The following is a 23,107-nucleotide window of genomic DNA, read 5'->3' on the forward strand; positions in this document are numbered from 1 at the left end:
GGGGCTTGGTTCAGCGCGTTGGCAGGCCCCACGTGTCAATTAGCTAACGCCTTATTGCGCTGAAACTTTCACTTACACATGTGCCCGCCAATGGTGACCCTCGCTTAGCGTTTCAAGGAATCGCGAATTTCGCGCAGCAAGACGATGTCTTCGGGTGTGACGGCAGCGGCTTCGGGCGCTGCTGGCTCGGCTCGCTTGAGGCGATTGATTTGCCGAATCATCATGAAAATGATGAAGGCCAGAATGATGAAGTTCAGCAGCACGGTGATGAAGCTGCCGTAGGCGAAAAGGGGTACGCCGGCCTTGCTGAGGGCTTCGTAGGTGGCTGGGCCTTTGTAATCGGCCGGAATACTGCCCAGGGTGATGAAGTAGTTCGAGAAATCCAAGCCGCCGACGATGCGGCCAATGACCGGCATGATCAAGTCCTTGACGATGGAGTCCACAATCTTGCCAAACGCGCCACCGATGATCACGCCCACAGCCAGATCAACCACATTGCCCTTGACGGCAAATTCCCTGAATTCTGACAACATTCCCATAAATCGCTCCGATGAAGGCCCCTGGGGCCGATGAGTAATTGGACGGACATTCCTTCATCAGCTTGTCGTATGCATGATGATTGCCCGCCCTAGATTGCTTAAAGCGCCGACATTGTCGTGTGAAAATACATCGGTGTAATGATGGCGCCGCGAATAGGCGATGCCGTCCGTTAGAATCTCGGGTTGACCCCGATCAGAAGTGAAGTCTCGTTTGAGGATGCCCATGAGTGACCAGCAAGTGGACCACGGTAAGCGTACATGGCTGATAGCCACAAGTTGCGCCGGCGCCGTTGGCGGTGTAGCCGTCGCAGTACCTTTCGTCAGTTCTTTCGCCCCGTCCGAGCGCGCCAAGGCCGCCGGAGCCGCGGTGGAAGTCGATATCAGTGCCATCAAGCCGGGCGAGAAATTGACCGTCGAATGGCGTGGCAAGCCTGTTTGGATCGTGCGCCGCACGCCCGAGCAAGTGGCCGCCCTGAGCGGGCATGACGGCGAATTGGCCGATCCCATGTCCAAACGGACTGCGTTCCCGACGCCGGAATACGCCAGAAACGAGGCTCGCTCGATCAAGCCCGAGTTCATGGTGGCGGTGGGTATTTGCTCGCACCTGGGCTGCTCGCCCAGCGAGAAGTTCACGGCCGGCCCTCAGCCTTCGCTGCCGGACGACTGGCGCGGTGGCTTTTTGTGCCCATGCCACGGTTCGACCTTTGACTTGGCAGGTCGCGTGTTCAAGAACAAGCCGGCGCCCGATAACCTCGAAGTGCCTCCGCATATGTACCTGTCCGACACCAAGATCATCATTGGTGAAGACAAGCCGGCGTAATCGCCGCATTAGGCTAAAGGACAGAGGTCAACATGGCTGAATTCAAAGAAGCTCCCGCAGGCGCACCAATGGGTGAGCAACTCCTGACTTGGGTGGATAACCGCTTCCCTGCGAGCAAGCTGTACAAAGAGCATTTGTCGGAGTACTACGCTCCGAAAAACTTCAACTGGTGGTATATCTTCGGCTCGCTGGCCCTGGTGGTGCTGGTGATTCAAATCGTCTCAGGTATTTTCCTGGTGATGCACTACAAGCCCGACGCGGCGTTGGCGTTCGCCTCGGTCGAGTACATCATGCGTGATGTACCTTGGGGTTGGTTGATCCGCTATATGCACTCGACCGGTGCCTCGGCGTTTTTCATCATCGTCTACTTGCATATGTACCGGGGCCTGATTTATGGCTCCTACCGCAAGCCGCGCGAGTTGGTGTGGATCTTCGGTTGCGGCATCTTCTTGTGCCTGATGGCCGAAGCCTTCATGGGTTATCTGCTGCCTTGGGGCCAGATGTCCTACTGGGGCGCGCAGGTGATCGTGAACTTGTTCGCTGCCGTGCCCTTTATTGGCCCCGATCTGGCCTTGCTGATTCGCGGTGACTTTGTGGTGGGTGACGCGACGCTGAATCGCTTCTTTGCCTTCCACGTGATTGCGGTGCCGCTGGTGCTGCTGGGCTTGGTGGTCGCGCACATCATTGCGCTGCACGAAGTGGGTTCGAACAACCCTGACGGCGTTGAGATCAAGGGTCCGAAGGCACCCAAGGATGCCAATGGACACCCGCTGGATGGCATTCCTTTCCATCCGTACTACAGCGTGCATGACATCTATGCCCTGAGCCTGTTCTTGATCGTATTCACGTCCATCGTGTTCTTCGCGCCTGAGATGGGTGGCTACTTCCTCGAGTACAACAACTTCATCCCAGCCGATCCGCTGAAGACTCCGGCTCACATTGCGCCGGTCTGGTATTTCACGCCGTTCTACTCGATGCTGCGTGCCACCAATGACACGCTGATCAACGTGCTGGTCGGCATCATTGGCCTGTCGGCGATCTTGGCGGTCTTGAAGGGTAGTTTCTCTGGCAAGGCCAAAGTGGTGGTCTTGGTTGCTGCCTTGGTGGCAGCCGCGCTGCTGAAGACGTTCGACGCCAAGTTCTGGGGCGTGGTCGTGATGGGCGGCGCAGTCGTGATTCTGTTCGTGTTGCCTTGGCTGGATCACAGCCCCGTCAAGTCGATCCGCTATCGCCCTGACTGGCACAAGTATGTTTACGCCGTGTTCGTGGTGCTCTTCTTGATCCTGGGTTATCTGGGCATTCAGCCGCCTACGGACATGGGTACGCTGGTGTCACAGATTGGCACGCTGTACTACTTCGGCTTCTTCCTCTTGATGCCTTGGTGGAGCAAGCTGGGTACGCCAAAGGCTGTACCCGACCGCGTGACCTTCCACGCCCACTGAGCCACGGAGTACAAAGAATGAAAAAACTCATCGCGACTTTGCTGACTTGCTTTGGCTTGGTGTCCGGCGCGTTCGCTGCTGCGGGCGGCATCGAATGGGACAAGTTCCCTAGAGAAAAAATGCAGGATATGGCGGCGTTGCAGAACGGCGCCAAGCTGTTCGTCAACTATTGCCTGAACTGCCACTCTGCTGCTTTCATGCGTTACAACCGTATGCGAGACATCGGTTTGACCGAACTGCAGATCAAGAACAATCTGATGTTTGCCACCGACAAGGTCGGTGACACCATGAAGATTGCCATGGACCCACGTCAGGCCAAGGATTGGTTCGGCGCGGCTCCGCCTGATCTGACCGTTATCGCACGCTCGCGTGCCGACGGTTCCAAGGGTTCGGGCGCGGACTATCTCTACACCTATCTGCGCAGCTATTACGCAGACGACACGAAGGCCACGGGTTGGAATAACCTAGCCTTCCCAAGTGTGGCCATGCCGCATGTGTTGTGGGAATTGCAAGGTGTTCGCGGCGCCACTTTCGCCGAGGAGACCGATCCCCATGACCATGCCAAGAAGATCCATATCTTCAAGGGCTACGAGCAGCTGACACCCGGCACCATGACAAACGCTCAGTACGACAATGCCGTGGGCGATCTGGTGGCTTACCTGCAGTGGATGGGTGAGCCGGCGCAGGGTCAGCGCTTCCGTCTTGGCGTGATGGTGCTGTTGTTCTTGCTGGTGTTTACCGTCTTTGCATGGCGCCTGAATGCGTCTTACTGGAAAGACGTGAAGTAATCGATCAGGCCTGGGCTTTGCCCGGCCGAAAGCGCAGTGGGATGCTTGAGAAAGCTCCCACTGCGTTTGCGTTTTGTGTGGATTTGTTCTTGAAGTCCGCCACCCTTTTCACCTCACTCTTTGGGAGCCTGCCGCCATGATGGTGCTTTATTCTGGAACCACCTGCCCTTACTCGCATCGCTGCCGCTTCGTGCTGTTCGAAAAGGGTATGGACTTTGAAATCCGCGATGTGGACTTGTTCGCCAAGCCCGAAGACATCGCCTTGATGAATCCGTACAACGAAGTGCCGATTCTGGTTGAGCGCGACTTGATTCTGTACGAGTCGCACATCATCAATGAGTACATCGATGAGCGCTTCCCGCATCCGCAACTGATGCCCGGCGATCCGGTGGCGCGTGCTCGCGTGCGTCTGTTCTTGCTCAATTTTGAGAAGGAATTGTTTGCTCACGTCAACGTGTTAGAGGGCCGTAGTCAGACCGCTAAAGCGGCCGACAAGCAGTTGGAAAAGGCGCGCTCGCAGATCCGCGATCGCCTGACCCAGTTGGCGCCGATCTTCTTGAAGAACAAGTACATGCTCGGCGACGATTTCTCGATGCTGGACGTGGCCATTGCGCCGCTGCTCTGGCGCTTGGATTACTACGGTATCGACATGTCGAAGAACGCGCTGCCGCTGCTGAAATATGCTGAGCGGATTTTCTCGCGCCCAGCCTATATCGAAGCGCTGACGCCATCCGAAAAGGTCATGCGCAAGTAAGCGGTTGGCATATGGAACAAAGCAGTGAGAACGGCGGGTCGGGCAGTGCATCGACCCGGCCATACCTGATACGGGCCTTGCACGACTGGTGCACCGATAACGGCTTCACGCCCTATATTGCGGTCCATGTCGACAGGTTTGTGCAGGTGCCGATGGAGTATGTCAGCAACAACGAGATCGTCCTCAATGTCGGTTTCGATGCCACTAGCAGCCTAGAACTGGGCAATGAATTCATCCAGTTCAAGGCCCGTTTTGGCGGCACTGCGCGGGAAATCATTGTTCCCATCGACCATGTGGTGGCCATCTATGCGCGTGAAAACGGGCAAGGCATGGCTTTCCCGGCGCCCGATGTGCAAACTGCACTAGGGCCGGTTGCAAGCTCGGCTGCTCCTTCTGTTTCTTCTTCTTCCGCTTCTGCGGAGTCGATTGAGCAAAGCGGACCAGCGGCAGGTCGTCCTGCTGCTACTCCCTTGCGTTCGGTAAAGCTGACCCCGAATTCGGAATCGAATTCGGTCGAAGCCAAGCAAGAGCAGGGCGAGGCGAGTGTTGCTGCAGTGCAGGACGGTGACGAACCCGATGCGCCGCCACCCAGTTCTGGCCGACCTTCATTAAAACGCATTAAGTAGTAGACAGCCTCGAAATTCAAGGCTATACTCTTGGTCTTCGCCGGCTTAGCTCAGTTGGTAGAGCAACCGCCTTGTAAGCGGTAGGTCATCAGTTCGAATCCGATAGCCGGCACCAAAGTTAAAAATACCGCCTTCACAGGCGGTATTTTTTTGCCCGCAAGAACTTGGCTGAGTTTGGATATCCCTGTCAGCTCATCTGTCGCACCGAATTACTGCTGCACCTTCACCCGAACCTTTGCCGGCTGCAATCCTGCTTCTTCAATCAGTTCTTGCAACCGAGGCTGCAAGTGGCGCAATTTGGCGGCGACTGCAGCATTGGCGGCCAGCAAGGTCCAGCCGTCCTCGTCGACCGGGCCTGGGCGAACAAATCGCGTCAAGGCGCCCGGCAGGCAAGGTTTGATCAATTCCATGCGACGGTTCGATTCGCGCATCAAGAGACTTAAACGCGCCAAGCCCTCGTGCTGCTGTATGGCGCGCGCAATTGCCAGCGGTTCAGGCACTTGCTGAGCACTTCGATTCTTCGGCCGGGGGCTGTAGGGGGCACGCATCCCTGCAGTGTATGCCCGAGGGCTGCTGCCACGGGACTGCCTTCACTCAGATGCTAAACTGCCGGACCCTTGGCGCTGGCTGCTAGTGAGCGAGATGGGGGTGGTCCTATTGCAGTGCGCTGAATGCGCCTCATATGGGCCAAGCATCAAGAAGAATTCAGGGGCCTAGCTCGGGGCAAACAAGAGAGTTTGTTTGCCTATAGCGACCGCCAACCCCAGGGGGCGGCCCTGCCGCTCCCAGAACTTACGATTCAATCATCACGCTGCATGTTGCCCAAGCTTCTCACCCAGATTTTCGGTAGCCGTAATGAGCGCTTGCTTAAAGGCTACCGCCGCACCGTCCAGCAGATCAATGCGCTGGAGCCGCAATTCGAGCAACTCGATGATGCCGCCCTGAAGGCCAAGACCGAAGAGTTCAAGCAGCGTCTGGCCAAGGGCGAAACCTTGGACTCTTTGCTGCCTGAAGCGTTTGCGGTTGTTCGCGAAGGCGGCAAACGTGCGCTGAAGATGCGCCACTTCGACGTGCAGTTGATTGGCGGCATGGTGCTCAACGCCGGCAAGGTGGCCGAGATGGGGACCGGCGAAGGCAAAACCTTGATGGGAACCTTGGCGGTCTACCTGAATGCCTTGACCGGCAAGGGTGTGCACCTGGTGACCGTCAATGATTACCTGGCCAAGCGCGACGCCGAATGGATGGCGCGGCTTTACAACTTCCTGGGTCTGACGGTTGGCGTCAATTTGGCGCAGATGTCGCGTGAAGAGAAGCAGGCCGCTTACGCCGCTGACGTGACCTATGGCACCAATAACGAATACGGTTTTGACTACCTGCGTGACAACATGGTGCACGAGGTGTCGGACCGCGTGCAGCGGCCGCTGGCGTTTGCCATCGTCGACGAAGTTGACTCGATTCTGATCGACGAGGCGCGCACGCCTTTGATCATCTCCGGCCAAGCCGATGACCAGACCGATGTGTACCTGGCCATCAACAAGGTCGCACCGGGCTTGAAGAAGCAAATCGGCGAGTTGGATATTCGCACCGGCGAAGGCGTGATCGAGCCGGGTGATTTCACCGTCGATGAGAAGTCCCATCAGGTCTATTTGACCGAGGACGGTCACGAAAACGCCGAGCGTCTGTTGAGCGAGGCCGGCCTTTTGGTCGAGGGCGCCAGCCTTTATGACGCTGGCAACATCACGCTGATGCATCATCTGTATGCAGCGCTGCGTGCCACCCATATCTATCACCGCGACCAACATTACGTGGTGCAAAACGGTGAGGTCATCATCGTTGACGAATTCACCGGCCGCTTGATGACAGGTCGACGCTGGAGTGACGGCCTGCACCAAGCCGTGGAAGCCAAAGAGGGCGTGGCGATCCAGAGCGAGAACCAGACGCTGGCCTCGATCACCTTCCAGAACTTCTTCCGCATGTACGGCAAGCTCTCGGGCATGACCGGTACGGCCGATACCGAGGCCTATGAGTTCCAGGAAATTTACGGCCTGGAAACGGTGGTGATTCCGCCTAACCGTCCAACCAAGCGCAAGGACGAACAGGACTTGGTTTACAAGACCACGTTTGAAAAGTTCCACGCCGTCGTCGCCGACATCAAGGACAGCCATGAACGCGGTCAGCCGACCTTGGTCGGCACCACCTCGATCGAGAACTCCGAGTACATCTCCAAGCTGCTGACGGCAGAGAAGTTGCCGCACAAGGTACTGAACGCCAAGCAGCATGCGCAAGAGGCGCTGATCGTGGCGCAGGCCGGTCGGCCCGGCATGATCACGATTGCGACCAATATGGCCGGTCGAGGCACCGACATTGTGTTGGGCGGCAATGTCGAGAATCAGATCAAGCTGATTGAAGCCGACGCCAGCGTTGCCGAGGCCGACAAGGCCCTGCAGATTCAGACGTTGAAGGATGAGTGGGCCGGCCTGCACGAGCAAGTCAAGGCCGCCGGCGGCCTGCGCATCATCGCCACCGAGCGACATGAAAGCCGCCGCATCGATAACCAGTTACGTGGCCGTTCGGGCCGCCAGGGTGACCCTGGTGCCTCGCGTTTCTATTTGTCGCTGGACGATCAGCTGATGCGTATCTTCGCGGGTGACCGTGTGCGCGCCATCATGGACCGCCTGAAGATGCCCGAAGGCGAGGCGATCGAGGCAGGCATCGTCAGCCGCTCGATCGAAAGCGCGCAGCGCAAGGTCGAGGCGCGCAACTTTGACGTACGCAAGCAGTTGCTCGAGTACGACGATGTGTCGAACGATCAGCGCAAGGTGATTTACCAACAGCGCAATGACATCCTCGAAGCGCAAAGCTTGGTTGAGCAAATCAACAATCTGCGCGCCAGCACGCTGGGTGATGTGGTGCGCAGCTTTGTGCCTTCCCAAAGCGTCGAAGAGCAGTGGGATCTGCCTGGTCTGGAACGCGTCTTGCGCGATGAATGGCAGCTCGAAGTGGCTTTGACGGCCATGGTCGACAAGAGTGATTCCATCACCGATGAGGATGTGCTGGATCTGGTTGTGAAGACCGGCGACACGGTGTTCGCCGACAAGGTGGAGCGTGTTGGCATCGATCAGCTGACTCCATTCATGCGCATGGTGCTGCTGCAAAGCATTGACCAGCATTGGCGCGAACATCTGGCTTCGCTGGACTATCTGCGCCAGGGCATTCATTTGCGCGGCTATGCGCAGAAGAACCCCAAGCAGGAGTACAAGCGCGAAGCATTCGAGCTGTTCTCGCAACTGCTGGATGTGGTGAAGATGGAAGTCACCCGCACGCTGATGAATGTGCGCATCCAGTCGCAAGAAGAAGCCAACCGGGCAGCCGAAGCCATCGAAGCCCGCGCCGAGCGGGTCAGCAACGTCACCTATACGCACCCCAACGAGGACGGCTCGGTGTCGCAAGACGCGGCACCCGACTTCGATGCCGGCAAGTACGGCCATGTGGGGCGCAACGACCCCTGCCCATGCGGCAGCGGCAAGAAGTTCAAGCTTTGCCACGGCAAGCTGGCCTGATCGCTAGGTCATCAGCTCAGCTGAGCATCTAAAAAGAAAGGGCCGCATCCGGCAAGGATGCGGCCCTTTTTGCTTCTTGGCGCGGGTGAACATGAAAAAGGCTCCCGCAGGAGCCTTTGTTTTGCGGGCGAAATCCGCCTGCGATTTAAGCGCCAATCTTGCGGCGGCGTGCCATGAAGCCAATCGCGCCCAAGCCGGCCAGCAGCATTGCGTAGGTGCCTGGCTCCGGCACCGCGGTCACGTTGCGGAAGGGCTCCCAGCCCACTTCAACGGCCGAAGACATACTCTTGGCGATCAATGTGCCTTCGATATGACCGGAACCTTTGTAGATATCGGCGTTGGTGGCCAGAATGCTGCCGTTGACAAACGTAGAAACATCAAGTTTGTCGGCGTGTTCGAAGTTCCAAAGCACATTTCCGCGCCAGTGCCCGAGATTACTCGCGTCTGAGACGATTTGAGTGTCCGCCCCCAGATCGCCGCTAAGTTCAATGGCGCCTTTCTTGGAATTGTTGATGACGATACGAGCGCCCTCTTTAATGTTCAGAAAATCGATGCCCTTTATCTTCGCAACGTCGCCGAGATCAAAAAAGTAGAAATCAGACTTTTGTGTTCCGCCGTCCAGGGTGTAGGTCCACGCGCCTTTTCCTGCGGCTGCGACCTTGCCCAGCGCAAAGCCATCGCCAGTGCCCGTCTTGCTCAAGCTACTGGAGAGGGCTTGCAGCGAAGTCTTGGCTGCGGCGAAGTCAAGGAAACTTGGGTTCTTGACGCGATGTGCCGCATCAACATCGTTAAGGCTGCCTGTGTACGTACCGCCATAAACGACAGTGCCTTTGTTCCAGTTCGATCCAGCGGCGGGACCGGCGCCGACACCAGGTTTGGCGGGCCCGATGGAGCCATTGACATTCCAGCTCTTATCGCTTGATCCATTTTCAACTGTCGCTGAGTTGAAGTAGCTATTTTTTCCGGTGCCAACTTGGAGGTTGACGTTGCCACCTACGACAACGGTCGGCGCAGTCGAAGCTTGACCATTCACCAAAGGGACGCGCTGGCCGGCGCTAAAGGCTGTGCCCTTGATATCCCCTCCAACGGCCAATCGGCCTTCAAAATCGTTGGCCTTTGTTACGTTGCCAAAGAAAAAGCCGCTGTAGTTGCTGGCGACGCCCAGATCCAGTACCGGCAGCGCCTGTGCCGCACCGGCCAGCAAGGCCATCGCTGCGATAGAAACCAACTTCAGACCACTTGCACGATTCAACATTTTGCTTTTCACCTGAAACACCTCGATTAGATGAGTTTTCGATCACAGCGGAGGATGCCCCGCCATGCTCAGAATTCTAGGGAAAGCACCGATGAAAAGTGCGGTCGAGCGGAAGTGGTATTGCTTTGGTTTGTGCGCTTTGCACGAAAACTCGAACTTGAATGGCTGAACTGCCAGGTCTTGGCCTGCTTGTTCAGATCCAGCGGACGGAGTAAAGGCTTTTGGCTGCTGAATGGCTCCCTGAATCAGCCGCCCAAGACGCGGCCTGGCGCGCTGCTCAAGGGTTCACAAATGATGGCCTATTTGGTCAGGATCAGTTTGCCCAAGGCCGTCAAGCGCAGGCGATAGAGTTGCTGGCCATGCTCGATTTCAATCTCTGTCTCATTGCCCAAAAGGCTCTGGCTGCTGATTCTCTTGCGTGAATCCAGCAGCGTGAGCGCAGGCGTGGGCCTTGCCCTTGGGTCGCAATCATTGGCAGCCGCAGGGGCGCCTGCTGCTTGGTCGGTGGAGGTAGAGGTCTGCATGTTCGCATCTTAAATGCGAATGATTCGCACTGGCAATGAGTTTCTGCAAATTTGGTTTGATGCTTGCAGGCTCTTGCCATGCAAACGCTTCTTCTTCACTCTAAAAATTCATGGTTTTGCGTTGGTGAACTTCCGCACACCGCGCACAATAGTTGCAGATTCATTGAGGAGACTTCCATGCAAGGCGACGCGAAGGTTTTGGACTATCTGAATGCACAGCTCAAGATCGAGTTGACTGCGATCAATCAGTACTTTTTGCACTACCGGATGCTCAAAAATTGGGGCTTTGAGCGTTTGGCCAAGCATGAGCATGACGAGTCGATCGAAGAGATGAAGCATGCCGACAAGCTGATGGATCGCATCCTGATGCTGGACGGCCTGCCGAATTTGCAGGACTTGGGCAAGCTCTATATTGGCGAAAACGCCGTCGAAGTCTTGCACTGCGATTTGAAACTAGAAGCGGGCTCACAGCCCGGGCTGAAAGAAGCCATTGCCTACTGCGAAAGCGTGCGCGACTATGTTTCGCGCGAAGTGCTGTGCAGCATCCTCAAAGACACCGAAGACCATATCGACCATCTGGAAACCCAAATCGGCCTGGTCGCGCAGCTGGGCGAGCAGAACTGGCTGCAGTCGCAAATGGGCGAGGCCGGGTCCTGATCTTCAGAAAGCCGCCGTCCAATCTCCGATAAATGGGATGGCTTTTTGAATGGCATTGAGAAACATTCGCATTTGCGTTAAAGTCCAGGCAACTCAATACGAGTTGCCTTTCTTTCGCTTAGCCCATGATTGTTTGTCTGTGCCGCCGAGTCTCCGATCGCGACATCCATGCCCAAGTGGCGTCCGGCGTCAGCAATTTCGAGCTCTTGCAGGATGAAACCGGCGTGGCCAGTGCCTGCGGTTGCTGCGGGGACTGCGCACGCGAGGTTTTTGACGCGGCACTGGCCAAGAGCGGCTGTGCCGGCGCCTGCCGCAGCGAGCGCCCGGCCTGGGCCGTGGTCAGCCTGCGCTGAATCCTTCGAGGCTTAGGCGCTCAAATCGCGTGCGCTAGGCCGCGCCAAATAGAACCACTCCTGGCCCGTCAAAGCCTTGCTATTGGGGAACACGATGCGGCCATCCGCTGGGGCCAGCACCGCGCTGCCGTCGTGACGCGTGCCAATTTTCTGGCCTTTCGAGATCGCGTCAAAGCTGGTCCAGGCTTGTTCGAAGCAGTCATCCGGGTGCTGCCTGTCGATCACTTCATACAGCTGCAGCACTTCGGCAGGCTGGTTTGGCTGCTGCGCCGGAGCAGACTCGGGCGAAATCAAACCTAGCAGGGCCATGCTGCGCAGGATGGCCAAACGTGCCACCTCGGGCGCCTGCGGGTCGAGATGCTGACCACATTCCAAGGTGACACCGTAGCCACCTTGGCTGCGCATGTATTCGGTCGTGCCGACGCCGTAATGCGGATCCAGGGTCAAGTCTTGCCTTGGGGCGGATGCTTCGTGCTTGTTTGCCGCACGCCGGCGCAGACCCAATTCGTAAGTGGATAGCCAGCCTTCGACAATGCGCGTGGGCCCCAGGCATTTGGCCAGTGCAGCTTCGGCGCTGGCATGCGCAAAGGGCTCAAGATCGCCCGCGTTGTCCTGCGGACCTAACATCACAAATGCTTTGCCTTGGCTCTGGAAAGAATGCAGATCCAGCAAGACATCATGGCTGGCCAATAGCGGGCACAGCCGTGCGGCGACGCGGTCCTCGAAATCTTGCGCAATCACGGCCGGGCGCAGGTTGCGGTTCAAATTGCGCTCGCCTTCGCGGCGGCCCAGTTGGTGGGCCAGCGGGTTGGCGATAGGCACAAAGGTCAGCGTCCCGCGCAGCAGCTGCAAGGCGCCGCTGTCCAGCGCGGCCATCACCTGCTCGATACCGCTGACACCGCAGGTCTCGTTGCCATGCACAGCCGCGGTCACCAGCAATTTGGGGCCTGATTTGAGGCCCGCATATTGGTGGATGCGCAGATGGGTGGGGTGATTGTCGAAGCTCATGCGGCCTTCTCTGTATAGGTATCGGGTGAGTGTATTTTGGGCCCGCTGCGGCCTTGCGTCGATGAGCTAATCGGCCAGCGGCCATATGGCGAAGTTATGGTTGCCGCCGCTGCTTTCATTGGCTCCGGTGCATGTTTGTGCTTACGCTGACGCATCAATCAAACCTAGAAGAATCCCGATGCAGCATTGTGTGGTGATTGGCGGCGGCATCGTCGGCTTGACGACAGCCTGGGCCCTGGCCGAGCGGGGCTTGGCGGTGACCCTGGTCGAGCGTGCGAGCCAGGTTGCTGCGGGTGCCAGCCAAGCCAATGGCGGGCAGTTGAGTTATCGTTATGTTTCGCCTTTGGCCGACGAGGGCGTGCCGCTGAAGGCGCTGCGCTGGTTGCTGGATGCCGACGGCCCCTTGCGTTTCAAGCCCGAGTTGCGCTGGCAGCAATGGTCGTGGATGTTTGACTTCCTGCGTGCCTGCCGAGGCCCGGTCAACCGTCGTATGACGGACCGCTTGCTGGCGCTGGGCGCCTACAGCCATGCCGCTTTTGACGCCTTGCGAAGCGAGGCCGGGCTGGATGAGATCGCCTTGCGCGAGCCGGGCAAGCTGGTGGTCTACCGCAAGACGCAGGAGTTCGCGCGCGTGGCGGCTCGCATCGCTGCGCAGGCTGAAGCCGGCAAGGCAGGGCCGGAGCAGGCTTTGTCGCATGACGAGTGCGTGGCGCTGGAGCCGGCGCTGGGCTTCAGCGATGCCCATTTGGCCGGTGGCATCTTCACCGCCGGTGAAGCCGTGGCCGATTGCCGCCGGGTTTGCGACTTGCTGCTGCAGCGACTGCAAAAGCACGCCAACTTTCGCGGTCTGCTGCGTGCCAATGCCGAGGGCTTCGTGCTGCGCGCCGGCAGTGCCGTGGCGCTGCGCAGCAGTGCAGGAGAAATCGCCGCCGAGCACTTTGTGCTCGCCGCCGGCCTGCAGAGTCGGAGCTTGGGTTTGAGCGCCGGTATCAAACTGCCCATCTACCCCTTGAAGGGCTACAGCCTGACGGCGCCAATCGCTGCGCAACATCGCCCGCCCCTGGTCAGCGTGACCGACTTTGAGAAGAAAGTCGTTTACGCCCGCATTGGCGATAGCTTGCGGGTAGCGGCCATGGTCGACCTGGTGGGCGATGACGAGCGCATTGACCCGGCTCGCATCGCCTCGCTGCGCCGCACCGTGTTGGCTACCTTTCCCCAGGCCGCCGACTATGCGCTGGCCACCGAATGGGCCGGGCTGCGCCCGGCGACGCCCAGTGGCGCGCCGATCTTGGGCGCTTCGGGCGTGCGCAATTTGTGGCTCAATGTCGGCCATGGCGCATTGGGCTTTACCTTCTCGTTTGGCACGGCCAATATCGTGGCCGAACTGGTCGCGGGGCGCGCCAGCCCGATCGACCTGCAAGGTCTGCAATATTCCTGAACCAGCGGAGCCGCAATGAGGCATGAAGACTTGGCGCAGCTGCTGCTCGCAGCTGTGCGCGCGCAGCATTTTGAGGCCACGCCCGATGCGATGCAGGGCGGCGCGCCGCTGGGGCAGTTCCCCAGCATAGACCTGGCGGTGGCCGCGTTTGCGCCCGGCGCAGCGCCGGTGTTTGCCAATGTGCTGTTCTCGCGCGAGCATCCCGAGGGGCTGGTTGCCGATCTGGGGCCAGCGGCTTGCGCGTCAAATATCCGCTTTGTGGCCGATCTTCAAGACGAGCAGGGTCGCTCCATCGCCTGGTTGCCGGGCAGTGACTGGTCCGGCTTGCCGTGGACGCCGCTGACGGGCAGCGGCCCGCAGCGCTTTGTGGCGCCTTACCCGGCCTCCTTGCTCAAGCTGATGGTGTTGGTCGGCGTGGCGAGGCTGGTTGATCAAGGGCGTAGTGACTGGGCGGCGGTTTTGAGTTTCGACGGCAGCGCGCGCCCCTTAAGCGATTGGGCTTTTGATATGACGGCGATCAGCTGCAATCGCTCGACCTCGGCGCTCATCATGCATTTGCACGCCTGCGGCGCGATTAGGCGCGAGGGCTCGGTCGAGGTGCATAACGAGTTACATCTGCTGTTTTCCGCGCTTGGCCTGAGCAGCTTGCGGCTGGCCAATACGCGCGCCGATGGCGGCTGGGGCAATGCCGCCGGTGCCGGCGTTGGGCATTTGCAGATGACCGCGTGGGACAGCCTGCGCCTGCTCTGGTTGCTGGACGTGCAGGCGCCGCCCGCCCCTTGGTTGCCGGCGGGCCATGCGCCGCTGCTCGGCGCCAGTCATGCCTATGTGATGTTCTGCCTGGAGCAGCAGTCGCTGCATGAGGTTTTGTCCAGCACGTCTTTGCTCGGCTTGCCCGGCTGGGTGCCAGGGCTGCCCGCTCGGCTGCCGCAGCGTTGGCAAAGTAAGTCTGCATCTTCATCTGCGCCGGCGGCCGAAGTGCTGTTTGCGCACAAGACCGGCAATACCGAAAACTACACAGCCGACGCCGGCATCGTGCGCGGCCTGGCCCCTGCCAAGCGCCATTACCTGATCGCGCTGACCAGCAATCTGGGCAGTCGCTACGCACCTGATCCACGCGCCGCCACGACCTGGAAGCTGCCGGCATTGGGCGCGGCCATAGACAGCGGCTTGCAGGCCTATTTGGGCAGCTGATTTGGAGACTGATTTGAGCGATCTGCCGCTGTTCTCGCCCTTGCCTCAGGGCGCTTGCCTGACCGTGATCGCGCCGGCCGGCCCGCCCAAGCCGGGGCAGTTGGCGCAGGTGCCGGACCTGTTGGCCGCGCATGGTTTCAGGGCCAAGATGTTTCCGGGTTGCGCAGGCCCGGCCTTGCTGGGTCATCTGGCCGCCAGTGATGAGCAGCGCCTGGCCGATTTACATGCCGCTTTTGCCGACCCCGAGGTGGCTGCCGTGCTGTGTCTGCGCGGCGGCTACGGCTCGGCGCGTTTGCTGGCAGCGATCGACACGCAACTGATGCGTCGTCATCCAAAGTTATTGATCGGCTTCAGCGATATCACCGCCTTGCACGCTTTGCGCGACGGTTTGGGCCTGCCTGGCCTGCATGCGCCGATGCCGGCCTCGAATTTGCTCGACGATGATGCCGGCGATGATGCGAAGGCCTTGTTCGGCTTGCTGCACCGGGGCCTGCGGGCCGGTGATCTGCTGGCGCCGGCCTTGCCCGCGCATGAACTCAACCAGGGCGAGGCCGTGGCGGGCCGCTTGATCGGCGGCAATCTGGCGGTCTTTACCGCGCTGCTCGGCACGCGCTGGGCGCCCCGAGCCGAGGGCGCCATCGTGTTCCTGGAGGAGGTAGGCGAAGAGCCCTACCGGGTTGATCGCATGCTGTGTCAGCTGCGCCAGGCCGGCGTGCTGGACGCTGCGGCGGGCTTCTTGATCGGCAGCTTCAGTGAGGCTGAATCGGCCGAAGCGGTGCTGGCCGACTACCTGCCTGTCTTGAACAAGCCCATCCTGGCCGGCTGGCCTGCCGGGCATTGCCGGCCGCATCTGCCCTTGCCGCTGGGTTTGCCCCTCATGATGGATGTGCGCGCACGCAGCTTGCGCATGCTTTGAAGCGCGCTTAGAGCTGACAAATAAGAAGCCCCGCAGCGCAAGCTGGCGGGGCTTTGTTCATGGCACTTGGGCAGCCGCAGCGGCCCTGAGTTTCGCTTGAAGCTGTATTACTTGAAGCTGTAGTCCACCAGCAGCGTGAAGGCGCGACCACGCGGGTCGGCCACACGTGGGTCCCAGGAGCTGCCCGAGCCGAGATCGGCGTCGTAGTAGGCGCTGAACGGCGGCTTGGTGTTGAACAAGTTCTTGATGCCGCCGGTCACGCTCAGGTTCTTGAAGCCGCGATAGGTTGCGGACAGCTCATAGACGATATAGGACTTGACGTCGGCCTGCCAATTGGCCGGCTTGACCGTGCCGTTGGCCACCCCTGGCAACACCGCGTCGGTATAGCCGCCGGTATAGCGCTGCGTGAAGGTGCTGCTCCAGCTGTCCTGGGCATAAGTGAGGTTGGCCACATGCTTCCAGCGGATGCCGGGGTCGTCATAGCGGTTGAACTGACCCAACTCGCTCGGGCCCCAGGGGTCGGTGTCCGCGATGCGCGACTTCTTGTTGAGCAAGTAAGAGCCCTCCAGGCTGGCCGACCAAGTGCCCGCCAGCACTTTGCCGCTGGTGGATGCGCTGAGCTCCAGACCTGAGGACTTGGCCCCGCCGGCATTGAACCAGCGCTGATCAACCCCGACCAAGCTGCCGCCCGCGTCGCGCAAGAAGCGATCCTGGAAGCGGCTGTAGTTGTTCTTCAACTCGTCCAGCGAGGGCGTGCGAATCGCGTCGCTGCGCTCGATCTGCCACCAGTCAAGCGACAGCAAGGTCTGCTTGAAGGGGGCCAGCACCAGGCCAAAGGCCGCTTGCTTGGAGGTCTCGGGGCCCAGCTTCATATTGCCGCCGTTGACGATGTCCGGGAACACGGCCACGCATTTCGGGTCATTCGGGTTGACCACCAAGCTTGGGCAAGCGGCCGGGTCGACCAGGTCTTTGCCGTCAAAGGGTGAACGCGTGGCGCCGTTCAAGGCCTGGTTGAAAGTAGGCACCCGAAAGCCGCTGGAGTAGGAGCTGCGCAAGACGAGCGACTCCACCGGCGTGAAGCGCGCCGACAGCTTGGGATTGGTGGTGCGGCCAAAGCCGGTGTAGTCATCGGTGCGCACCGCGGCGGTGACTTCCAGGTTCTTCAGTACCGGGATCATCAGCTCGCCATAGGCGGCCTTGACATCGCGGGTGACGCCGTCCACCGCATTGCTGGAGTCAAATGGTGCGGCGATCACCACCGCGCCATTGGGTGCGCCGTCGGCGCCCTTGAAGTTGAACTTCTCGCGCCGCAGGTCAATGCCGACGGCCGCCATCATCATGCCGGCCGGTAGCTTGGCGACCGGCCCGCTGGCCGAGAAGTCGCCCTGCATGACCTCGAATTTGCCGCCATACAGGGTCACGCCGCGGGCCGATGCGGCCTCCAGCGCGCTCAGGCCTGCCGCGCTTTGCTTGACGCCAGGCAGCAAGAACGGATCCAGATTGCCCGAGCCCAGCGCGGCGATCATGCCGTCGCGGAAGTAATAGCCGCTGCCGAGCTTGGACTTGTCATCGCTATAGGCCGAGGAGACGCCAGTTTTGTAGTCCCAGCCGGCCCAGGGCAGCGGGCCGTCCAGGCCGACGAAGAAGCGTGCCGATTCGGTCTCGGTGGCAATTTCGCGCGGGCCGCAATCCATGCAACGCCAGCGGAATGCGATCGGGTTGCCCTTGTTGGCCGCAATGCTGGGGAAGACCTTGGCAATCGAATCAAACACCGCGTTGTACGAAGCCCCGGTGCTGGGGTAGAGGTATCTGTTGGTGCTGCTCGAAATCAGCTGGACCTCCGAGAACTCTTTGGCCGAGTCAATCTTGGCGCCGACGAATTCGGCCGTCAGCAGATGCTCGCCCAAGGTCTTGCTGAGGCGGCCGACAAAGCTGGTGTTGGTGACCGGCTGTTGCAGCGTGGCCGACACGCCGGTGTCCCAGGCGCAGCCATATTCGGTGCCTGGCGAGGCCCAGAGCTTGGCGTCATAGGCTTGCGAGTTAGGCATGGTCTGGCAGCCTGCAGCGCCGGGCAGGCCCAGCATATTGATGCCGTTATAGCGCTGCGTGCCGCCGGGCAGCAGCACGCCTGAGCTGCTGGGGCTCAAAATCGTGGTCAGCCCTGCGCGGGCAAACACCGTGGCGACCGGGGTTCCGCGCGTATCGACCGACAAGCCGCGATCGGGCTGGAAGGTGTTGACGAAGTCGCGCTGTGTGCCCTTGAGGATTTTGTTCTCGGTGCGGGCCAGCGCAAACATCGCGTTATAGCCATCGGTAGCCAGATTGCCGATGCCGCCGGAGGCGGACAAGCGGGTGATATTGCCGCCGCTTTCTTGGGCCATGTCGGTAAAGGCTTGGACGTTGAGGCCGCTCAGGTCCTTCTTCAAGATGAAGTTGATGACGCCGCCGATCGCGTCGGTGCCGTAGAGCGCGGAGGCGCCATCCTTGAGAATTTCAACCCGCTCGATTGCGGCCATCGGGATGGTGTTGAGGTTGACGGCCGTGCCATTGAGACCGTGGGCAGCGATGCGCCGTCCATTCAGCAGCACCAAGGTATTGCGCGAACCCTGGCCGCGCAAGTTGGCGAAGCTCGCCCCGTTATTACCCCGCGCATCGCCGCCGACCACGTCGGACTGGCTGGCCATATTGTCCAGGCCATTGCCGTTGGAGGTGATGCGGCCCATCAACTGCTCGGCCGAGACGATGCCGTCACGCGCCAACTGCGCCGCCGTGATCACTTGTACCGGCAAAGCGCCTTCGTCTTGCAGGCGCTTGATGCGCGAGCCGAGCACTTCGACGCGTTCAATCTTCTGCACCGCCTCGCTGCTTTGTGCCAAGGCCATGCCGCCGATCAAGCTGAGGTGGCCGCCGAGGCCGATCAGCGCGAGTTTGCGTGTCAAGGTGTTCAATTTCATCGGGAAGCTCCGGGACTAGAGGAAGGATGGGGAGGGTGGGGTGTTGCAATGTCCAATCCATGATCCGTTAGGACTGCGGCGCCGGCCAGAGGGGTTGACCGCATTTGTTGCTTAGATCGCAATGAATGCTTGAGGTGCACACATAACCTGTTGGAATGCGCCGGCGCGGGGCTATGTCTGCAACAGACGCAGGGCGCACAAGAATTCATAGGCCAAAGTCGGTCGCCGCCTTGACCTAAGGCTACATTGGCGCTTGTTAGGCCCAGGCGTGTGGATATCCGACCTGGGCTTTGTCTTCAGAGCTTGCCGCGACACCATATGCCATTGAACAACAAAGCCGAATTCCGCCGCATGGCTAAAGTCCTCAGTCTTGCCGCCTTGTCCTTGGCGCTGGGGGGCTGCGCGGGCATGCGGGCCGCGCCGACGCTGCCGGCCGAGGTGACGCAGGCGATGGCCGAGGCCGGCGTGGCGCAGGCAACGCTGGGCGTGGTTGCCTATCCGCTGCATCAGCGCACACGCGCCTTGCAGCTCAATGCCGAGTTGGCCATGCAGCCGGCGTCCACGATGAAGATCGTGACCACGCTGGTGGCTCTGGACCGTTTGGGTCCGAACGCACGCGGCCGCACCGACTTGCTCGCTGCAGCGCCCTTGGTGGGCGATGTGTTGCAAGGGCCGCTGTATCTGCGCGGCGGAGCCGATACCGACCTCGACTGGGGCGCGCTGCACATGCTGCTGCGTGAGCTGCGCGAGCAGGGCGTGCGCGAGATCCAAGGCGGATTGGTGGTGGACCGCAGCCTGTTTCGCCCGGCGCGTTTGGACATTGGCCTGGCGCCCTTCGACGAGGCGCCGGAATTTGCCTATAACGCGGTGCCCGATGCGCTGAATCTGGGTGGCGCTGTCTTGAGCTTTCGGCTCAGCGCGGATGCGGCGACCGTGCAGGCCCGCGTCTCACCGGCCTGGCCCGGCATCGAGCTGGATGCCTCGGCCATGACGCTGAACGACAAGCCCTGCAAGGACTGGGATGAGGACTGGCTGGCGCCGCAAGTCAGCAGCACATCGCAAGGTCAACGCATCCAGTTGGGTGGGGCCTTCCCGCGCAATTGCCGCCAGACTGCCGAGCTGAATCTGCTCGATCGCCAATGGTTGACGGCGCAGGCGCTGCGGCAGATGTGGCGAGAGCTGGGCGGGGTGATGGGCGGTGACGTCGAATCGGACCGCGAAGCCGCCACCCCGAGCGACGCGCGCCTCTTGGCCAGCCACCAAGGCCGGCCCTTGGCCGAGGTGCTGCGCGGCATGATGAAGCGCTCGGACAATTTGCTGACGCGCCTGACCTATCTGCGCCTGGGCGCGGCGGCGGCCCAGCCGGGCGAAGACACGCGGGCGGCGGCCGACAGAGCCGTGCACGACTGGTTTGCCGCCAAGGGCTTGGACAGTGCCGGTCTGGTCTTGGACAACGGCTCGGGCCTGTCGCGCAGCGAGCGCATCAAGCCGGCGCAGCTGGCCGCCGTGTTGGCGCAGGCTTGGGACTCGCCTCACGCGCCCGAGCTGCTGACGACGCTGCCGGTGGCAGGTGTGGACGGCACGCTGAGCAGGCGCTTTAAAGGCGCGCCCGCCGAGGGCCGCGCCCGCATGAAGACCGGCACGCTCAATGAAGCCGTTGCCTTGGCCGGTTATGTTCGCGACGCGCAAGAGCGCCCTTGGGTCGTCGTCGTCATGCTCAATGGCCCGGACACCGGCGCCAAGGGGCGGCCGGTGCTGGATGCCTTGGTGAATTGGGTGGCGCGCCAAAATGATTGAACAGCGCCTTTGGCTTTTTGACTTCAAACCTATGCAAATTGGAACGCACATCGCTCGCGCCTTGAGTCACGGTCTGTTCCTCGGGCTGTTCCTTGGATTGGGGCCTGCTATGGCGCAAGGCCAGGAGACTGCGGCCGAGCTGCCGGCCGCCAAGACCTTGTTTGGCAAGGTGCGCAGCGCGGCCGCCTTGCCGCCGCAGACCATAGGCTTTTACTCCCGCGGCTGTGTGGCCGGCGCGCAGGCGCTGCCGCTGGACGGGCCGCATTGGCAGGCGATGCGGCCCTCGCGCCAGCGCATGTGGGGGCATCCGGACTTGATTCGTTTTGTCGAGCGTTTTGCGCCGCTCGCGGCACAGGCCAGCGGCTGGCCGGGCATTCTGGTCGGCGATATCGCGCAGCCGCGCGGCGGCCCTATGTTGACCGGCCATGCCTCGCACCAGCTGGGCCTGGATGTGGACATCTGGCTCAAACCGATGCCGGCCCAGCGCATGACGAGCGCGCAGCGCGAGCAAGTCTCGTCCATCACGGTGGTGCGGGCCGATCGTTTGGACGTGGACCGGGCGAGTTGGACGCCCGGCCATCAGGCTGTGCTGCGCGCTGCCGCCGAAGACCCTAAAGTTCAGCGCATTTTCATCAATGCCGCCATCAAGCGCGCGTTGTGCCGTAGCGCCCAGGGCGCCAGCTGGCTGCGCAAAATTCGCCCCGAGCATGGCCATGACTATCACTTCCATGTGCGCCTGTTCTGCCCCGAGGGCGACGCGCAATGCAAGGCGCAAGACCCGACCCCCGAGGGCGACGGCTGCGATGCCTCCCTGGATTGGTGGTTCACCGATGAAGCGCTGCACCCGAAGCCACCCGCAGTGAAGCCTGCGCCGCTGACCATGGCGGATCTGCCGGCAGATTGCCAGCAGGTGCTGGAGGCGCGCTGAGCGAGCCGCCCTAGGGCGCCTTAGAGCGTCCTAGAGCACCCTAGAGCACGCGCGGTAAATCGCGCCGCACCGCTTCCCGGTCGCCGAAATCGAAGTGCCACCACTCGCTGTGTATGCCTTGAAAGCCGGCTTGTCGCATCGCCGCCCGCAGCCAGCCACGCTCGGCGATTTGTGCGGGCGTCAGCAGACCCAAGGCCATGTGTTCGGCCTCGTGATCGGGGTGCGAGAGCAGGTTCATTTCGTCAAAGCCCGAACCCATATCGACCTCGCGGCCCTGCGGGTCCAGCATGGTGAGGTCTAGCGCCATGCCGAAGGAATGGATAGAGCCCCGCTGCGGCTCGGCCAGGTATTGCAGCAGCGGCGTGCCCTGCAGCTCGGCCCACAAGACCTCTTGCACGCGCTGCGGGCGCAGCGCGTCCAGCACCCGCAAACGGTAGCCGGGGCGCTGCGTCGCCAGCCATTGGGCGGCGTTGACCAAGGCGGCGGCGGCCTCGCGGCGCAGCCAGGCACAGTCGAGTCCGCCGTAGACGGCGCGCTGGACAAAGTTGTCCGGCGTGGCGTAGCGCAAATCGAGATCGATCCCGCTCAGGCTCAGCAGCGAGCAGAAGTCGGCATGCGCGGGGATGTCTTCGCAGGCAATCATCATCATGCGGTGTTCAATCCTTCCAGGCTCTTGCGGGCGGCTTCGCCCAGGTATTTCACCAGCCGCCGCGCGGTCTGGGCCAGCGGCGCGCTGGCGGTCGTCAGCAGATACAGCTGCACCGGCACGGCAGGGCTGAGCGGCCTGAGGCAGACGCGGCTGCGGTCGGCCGAGGCGGCGGTGAACGGGTCGACCAAGGTCATGCCAACGCCGGCTTCCACCAAGGCCCGCGCCAGCTGATAAGTCTGCACGGTGATGCGGCTTTGCAAGGGAGTTTCCAGCGCCTCGGCATTGCTATGCACCAGGGCGGCGAGCGGATCATCGCCGGCCAGCCCGACCAAGGGCGTGCGAATCTGCGCCAGCGACAGCGGCCCGCTTTCGGCCGCTTCGGGGCTGCCCAAGGGACATAGCGCCGTCATCAAGCCGCTGGCCAGCACCTCGGCCTTGATACCGGGGTGGTGCGGATCCTGCAGCGACAAGGCGAGGTCGGCCTCGCCCAAGAGCAGGGCGGAGACGATCTCGCGCGTGTGGTTGGTGGCCAGCGAGCAATGGCTTTGCGGGAAGGCCTTGCACCACTGCGTCATTGCCATCGGAATCACCGCCGCGCCCAAGGTGGGCGTGGCCACCAGCCGCACCAGCTCCGACTCCCCGCTGCGCAAATTGGCCGCCAGGCGCCGGATGCCGACCAGGTCGCGGTTGAGCTTGTCCACCTCGATGAACAGCCGGTGTGCTTCCGGCGTTGGGTAGAGCTTGCCGCGCACGCGGTCAAACAAATTCATGCGCAGCTGCAACTCGCAATGCTGCAAGACCTTGGTCACCGCTGGCTGCGAGATGTGCAGCAATTGCGCGGCGCCGCTGATGGTGCCGGCCTGCATGATGGCGTGGAAGACCTCGATATGGCGTAATCTCATAGG

Annotated in this window: 21 protein-coding genes and 1 tRNA gene; 14 read left to right on the top strand and 8 right to left on the bottom strand. The window is 61.0% G+C overall.

Annotated elements, in window-relative coordinates:
• Positions 1 to 104: 104 nt before the first annotated feature.
• Positions 105 to 539 carry a large conductance mechanosensitive channel protein MscL gene (gene mscL, locus PRZ03_RS10585; RefSeq protein WP_263534524.1) on the bottom strand — a complete coding sequence of 145 codons (435 nt, stop codon included), beginning with the start codon at positions 537 to 539 and terminating at the stop codon, positions 105 to 107.
• A gap of 223 nt (positions 540 to 762) precedes the next feature.
• Here mscL and petA point away from each other — a divergent pair, with 223 nt between their 5' ends.
• The 6 genes from petA to PRZ03_RS10615 all read left to right on the top strand — a co-directional run bounded on the left by petA (position 763) and on the right by PRZ03_RS10615 (position 5,084).
• The gene (gene petA, locus PRZ03_RS10590) at positions 763 to 1,359 is read left to right on the top strand and encodes a ubiquinol-cytochrome c reductase iron-sulfur subunit (RefSeq protein WP_263534523.1); all 597 of its coding nucleotides are present in this window, start codon (positions 763 to 765) and stop codon (positions 1,357 to 1,359) included.
• 32 nt (positions 1,360 to 1,391) lie between these two features.
• Complete coding sequence (locus PRZ03_RS10595) at positions 1,392 to 2,801, top strand: cytochrome b (RefSeq protein ID WP_263534522.1); 1,410 nt, start codon at positions 1,392 to 1,394, stop codon at positions 2,799 to 2,801.
• A 17-nt stretch (positions 2,802 to 2,818) separates the two neighbouring features.
• Positions 2,819 to 3,589, top strand: a complete 771-nt coding sequence (locus PRZ03_RS10600; RefSeq protein ID WP_263534521.1) for a cytochrome c1 — start codon at positions 2,819 to 2,821, stop codon at positions 3,587 to 3,589.
• Positions 3,590 to 3,725: 136 nt separating this feature from the next.
• A complete protein-coding gene (locus tag PRZ03_RS10605) occupies positions 3,726 to 4,343 on the top strand; it encodes a glutathione S-transferase N-terminal domain-containing protein (protein WP_263534520.1) in 618 nt (205 codons plus the stop codon).
• An 11-nt stretch (positions 4,344 to 4,354) separates the two neighbouring features.
• Positions 4,355 to 4,969, top strand: coding sequence for a ClpXP protease specificity-enhancing factor (locus PRZ03_RS10610; protein WP_273600269.1), 615 nt, complete (start codon positions 4,355 to 4,357; stop codon positions 4,967 to 4,969).
• Positions 4,970 to 5,008: 39 nt separating this feature from the next.
• Positions 5,009 to 5,084: transfer RNA gene (locus PRZ03_RS10615), tRNA-Thr, on the top strand.
• A 94-nt stretch (positions 5,085 to 5,178) separates the two neighbouring features.
• Here the strand turns inward: PRZ03_RS10615 and PRZ03_RS10620 are convergent.
• Positions 5,179 to 5,517: a hypothetical protein gene (locus tag PRZ03_RS10620; protein WP_263534518.1), complete on the bottom strand. Its 339-nt coding sequence runs from the start codon at positions 5,515 to 5,517 to the stop codon at positions 5,179 to 5,181.
• A 267-nt stretch (positions 5,518 to 5,784) separates the two neighbouring features.
• Between PRZ03_RS10620 and secA the strand changes: the two genes are divergently transcribed.
• On the top strand, positions 5,785 to 8,529 hold the full coding sequence (gene secA, locus PRZ03_RS10625) for a preprotein translocase subunit SecA (RefSeq protein ID WP_273600270.1): 2,745 nt from the start codon (positions 5,785 to 5,787) through the stop codon (positions 8,527 to 8,529).
• Positions 8,530 to 8,674: 145 nt separating this feature from the next.
• Here the strand turns inward: secA and PRZ03_RS10630 are convergent, their stop codons facing one another.
• Both PRZ03_RS10630 and hemP read right to left on the bottom strand, forming a co-directional pair.
• Complete coding sequence (locus PRZ03_RS10630; RefSeq protein WP_273600271.1) at positions 8,675 to 9,784, bottom strand: collagen-binding domain-containing protein; 1,110 nt, start codon at positions 9,782 to 9,784, stop codon at positions 8,675 to 8,677.
• Positions 9,785 to 10,083: 299 nt separating this feature from the next.
• Positions 10,084 to 10,308 carry a hemin uptake protein HemP gene (gene hemP, locus PRZ03_RS10635; RefSeq protein WP_273600272.1) on the bottom strand — a complete coding sequence of 75 codons (225 nt, stop codon included), beginning with the start codon at positions 10,306 to 10,308 and terminating at the stop codon, positions 10,084 to 10,086.
• Positions 10,309 to 10,485: 177 nt separating this feature from the next.
• On the opposite strand from hemP, the gene bfr reads away from it, so the two are divergent.
• Both bfr and PRZ03_RS10645 read left to right on the top strand, forming a co-directional pair.
• Positions 10,486 to 10,965: a bacterioferritin gene (gene bfr, locus PRZ03_RS10640; protein WP_273600273.1), complete on the top strand. Its 480-nt coding sequence runs from the start codon at positions 10,486 to 10,488 to the stop codon at positions 10,963 to 10,965.
• A gap of 125 nt (positions 10,966 to 11,090) precedes the next feature.
• The gene (locus PRZ03_RS10645; protein ID WP_273600274.1) at positions 11,091 to 11,318 is read left to right on the top strand and encodes a (2Fe-2S)-binding protein; all 228 of its coding nucleotides are present in this window, start codon (positions 11,091 to 11,093) and stop codon (positions 11,316 to 11,318) included.
• Between the two features lie 12 nt (positions 11,319 to 11,330).
• Here the strand turns inward: PRZ03_RS10645 and PRZ03_RS10650 are convergent, their stop codons facing one another.
• A complete protein-coding gene (locus PRZ03_RS10650; protein ID WP_273600275.1) occupies positions 11,331 to 12,326 on the bottom strand; it encodes a M14 family metallopeptidase in 996 nt (331 codons plus the stop codon).
• An 85-nt stretch (positions 12,327 to 12,411) separates the two neighbouring features.
• Here PRZ03_RS10650 and PRZ03_RS10655 point away from each other — a divergent pair, with 85 nt between their 5' ends.
• Genes PRZ03_RS10655 through PRZ03_RS10665 form a run of 3 tightly spaced genes read left to right on the top strand, consistent with a single transcriptional unit; the run spans position 12,412 to position 15,874 of the window.
• Positions 12,412 to 13,764: a D-amino acid dehydrogenase gene (locus PRZ03_RS10655; protein WP_273600276.1), complete on the top strand. Its 1,353-nt coding sequence runs from the start codon at positions 12,412 to 12,414 to the stop codon at positions 13,762 to 13,764.
• A gap of 15 nt (positions 13,765 to 13,779) precedes the next feature.
• A complete protein-coding gene (locus PRZ03_RS10660; RefSeq protein ID WP_273600277.1) occupies positions 13,780 to 14,958 on the top strand; it encodes a serine hydrolase in 1,179 nt (392 codons plus the stop codon).
• 13 nt (positions 14,959 to 14,971) lie between these two features.
• Positions 14,972 to 15,874 (top strand): S66 peptidase family protein, encoded by a 903-nt coding sequence (locus tag PRZ03_RS10665; protein WP_273600278.1) that lies wholly within the window; start codon positions 14,972 to 14,974, stop codon positions 15,872 to 15,874.
• A gap of 107 nt (positions 15,875 to 15,981) precedes the next feature.
• Here PRZ03_RS10665 and PRZ03_RS10670 read toward each other — a convergent pair whose 3' ends face one another.
• Entirely contained in the window at positions 15,982 to 18,828 is a 2,847-nt protein-coding gene (locus tag PRZ03_RS10670; protein ID WP_273600279.1) for a TonB-dependent receptor domain-containing protein, read from the bottom strand.
• A 351-nt stretch (positions 18,829 to 19,179) separates the two neighbouring features.
• On the opposite strand from PRZ03_RS10670, the gene dacB reads away from it, so the two are divergent.
• Positions 19,180 to 20,625: a D-alanyl-D-alanine carboxypeptidase/D-alanyl-D-alanine endopeptidase gene (gene dacB, locus PRZ03_RS10675; protein WP_273600280.1), complete on the top strand. Its 1,446-nt coding sequence runs from the start codon at positions 19,180 to 19,182 to the stop codon at positions 20,623 to 20,625.
• Positions 20,626 to 20,656: 31 nt separating this feature from the next.
• Positions 20,657 to 21,553, top strand: coding sequence for a penicillin-insensitive murein endopeptidase (mepA, locus tag PRZ03_RS10680; protein ID WP_273600281.1), 897 nt, complete (start codon positions 20,657 to 20,659; stop codon positions 21,551 to 21,553).
• A gap of 40 nt (positions 21,554 to 21,593) precedes the next feature.
• Here the strand turns inward: mepA and PRZ03_RS10685 are convergent, their stop codons facing one another.
• Positions 21,594 to 22,202, bottom strand: a complete 609-nt coding sequence (locus PRZ03_RS10685; RefSeq protein ID WP_273600282.1) for a M15 family metallopeptidase — start codon at positions 22,200 to 22,202, stop codon at positions 21,594 to 21,596.
• Positions 22,199 to 23,104, bottom strand: a complete 906-nt coding sequence (locus PRZ03_RS10690; protein WP_273600283.1) for a LysR family transcriptional regulator — start codon at positions 23,102 to 23,104, stop codon at positions 22,199 to 22,201. Before PRZ03_RS10690 ends, PRZ03_RS10685 begins: the two co-directional genes overlap by 4 nt.
• Positions 23,105 to 23,107 lie beyond the last annotated feature (3 nt).

The sequence above is a fragment of the Roseateles albus genome (assembly GCF_028595345.1).
Classification (GTDB): Bacteria; Pseudomonadota; Gammaproteobacteria; order Burkholderiales; family Burkholderiaceae_C; genus Paucibacter_A; species Paucibacter_A albus.

What these genes read in the sequence shown, in the direction of transcription:
- mscL (WP_263534524.1), bottom strand. Translation starts at nt 539, where the DNA reads ATGGGAATGTTGTCAGAATTCAGGGAATTTGCCGTCAAGGGCAATGTG.
- petA (WP_263534523.1), top strand. Translation starts at nt 763, where the DNA reads ATGAGTGACCAGCAAGTGGACCACGGTAAGCGTACATGGCTGATAGCC.
- PRZ03_RS10595 (WP_263534522.1), top strand. Translation starts at nt 1,392, where the DNA reads ATGGCTGAATTCAAAGAAGCTCCCGCAGGCGCACCAATGGGTGAGCAA.
- PRZ03_RS10600 (WP_263534521.1), top strand. Translation starts at nt 2,819, where the DNA reads ATGAAAAAACTCATCGCGACTTTGCTGACTTGCTTTGGCTTGGTGTCC.
- PRZ03_RS10605 (WP_263534520.1), top strand. Translation starts at nt 3,726, where the DNA reads ATGATGGTGCTTTATTCTGGAACCACCTGCCCTTACTCGCATCGCTGC.
- PRZ03_RS10610 (WP_273600269.1), top strand. Translation starts at nt 4,355, where the DNA reads ATGGAACAAAGCAGTGAGAACGGCGGGTCGGGCAGTGCATCGACCCGG.
- PRZ03_RS10620 (WP_263534518.1), bottom strand. Translation starts at nt 5,517, where the DNA reads ATGCGTGCCCCCTACAGCCCCCGGCCGAAGAATCGAAGTGCTCAGCAA.
- secA (WP_273600270.1), top strand. Translation starts at nt 5,785, where the DNA reads ATGTTGCCCAAGCTTCTCACCCAGATTTTCGGTAGCCGTAATGAGCGC.
- PRZ03_RS10630 (WP_273600271.1), bottom strand. Translation starts at nt 9,784, where the DNA reads ATGTTGAATCGTGCAAGTGGTCTGAAGTTGGTTTCTATCGCAGCGATG.
- hemP (WP_273600272.1), bottom strand. Translation starts at nt 10,308, where the DNA reads ATGCAGACCTCTACCTCCACCGACCAAGCAGCAGGCGCCCCTGCGGCT.
- bfr (WP_273600273.1), top strand. Translation starts at nt 10,486, where the DNA reads ATGCAAGGCGACGCGAAGGTTTTGGACTATCTGAATGCACAGCTCAAG.
- PRZ03_RS10645 (WP_273600274.1), top strand. Translation starts at nt 11,091, where the DNA reads ATGATTGTTTGTCTGTGCCGCCGAGTCTCCGATCGCGACATCCATGCC.
- PRZ03_RS10650 (WP_273600275.1), bottom strand. Translation starts at nt 12,326, where the DNA reads ATGAGCTTCGACAATCACCCCACCCATCTGCGCATCCACCAATATGCG.
- PRZ03_RS10655 (WP_273600276.1), top strand. Translation starts at nt 12,412, where the DNA reads ATGGCGAAGTTATGGTTGCCGCCGCTGCTTTCATTGGCTCCGGTGCAT.
- PRZ03_RS10660 (WP_273600277.1), top strand. Translation starts at nt 13,780, where the DNA reads ATGAGGCATGAAGACTTGGCGCAGCTGCTGCTCGCAGCTGTGCGCGCG.
- PRZ03_RS10670 (WP_273600279.1), bottom strand. Translation starts at nt 18,828, where the DNA reads ATGAAATTGAACACCTTGACACGCAAACTCGCGCTGATCGGCCTCGGC.
- dacB (WP_273600280.1), top strand. Translation starts at nt 19,180, where the DNA reads ATGGCTAAAGTCCTCAGTCTTGCCGCCTTGTCCTTGGCGCTGGGGGGC.
- mepA (WP_273600281.1), top strand. Translation starts at nt 20,657, where the DNA reads ATGCAAATTGGAACGCACATCGCTCGCGCCTTGAGTCACGGTCTGTTC.
- PRZ03_RS10685 (WP_273600282.1), bottom strand. Translation starts at nt 22,202, where the DNA reads ATGATGATGATTGCCTGCGAAGACATCCCCGCGCATGCCGACTTCTGC.
- PRZ03_RS10690 (WP_273600283.1), bottom strand. Translation starts at nt 23,104, where the DNA reads ATGAGATTACGCCATATCGAGGTCTTCCACGCCATCATGCAGGCCGGC.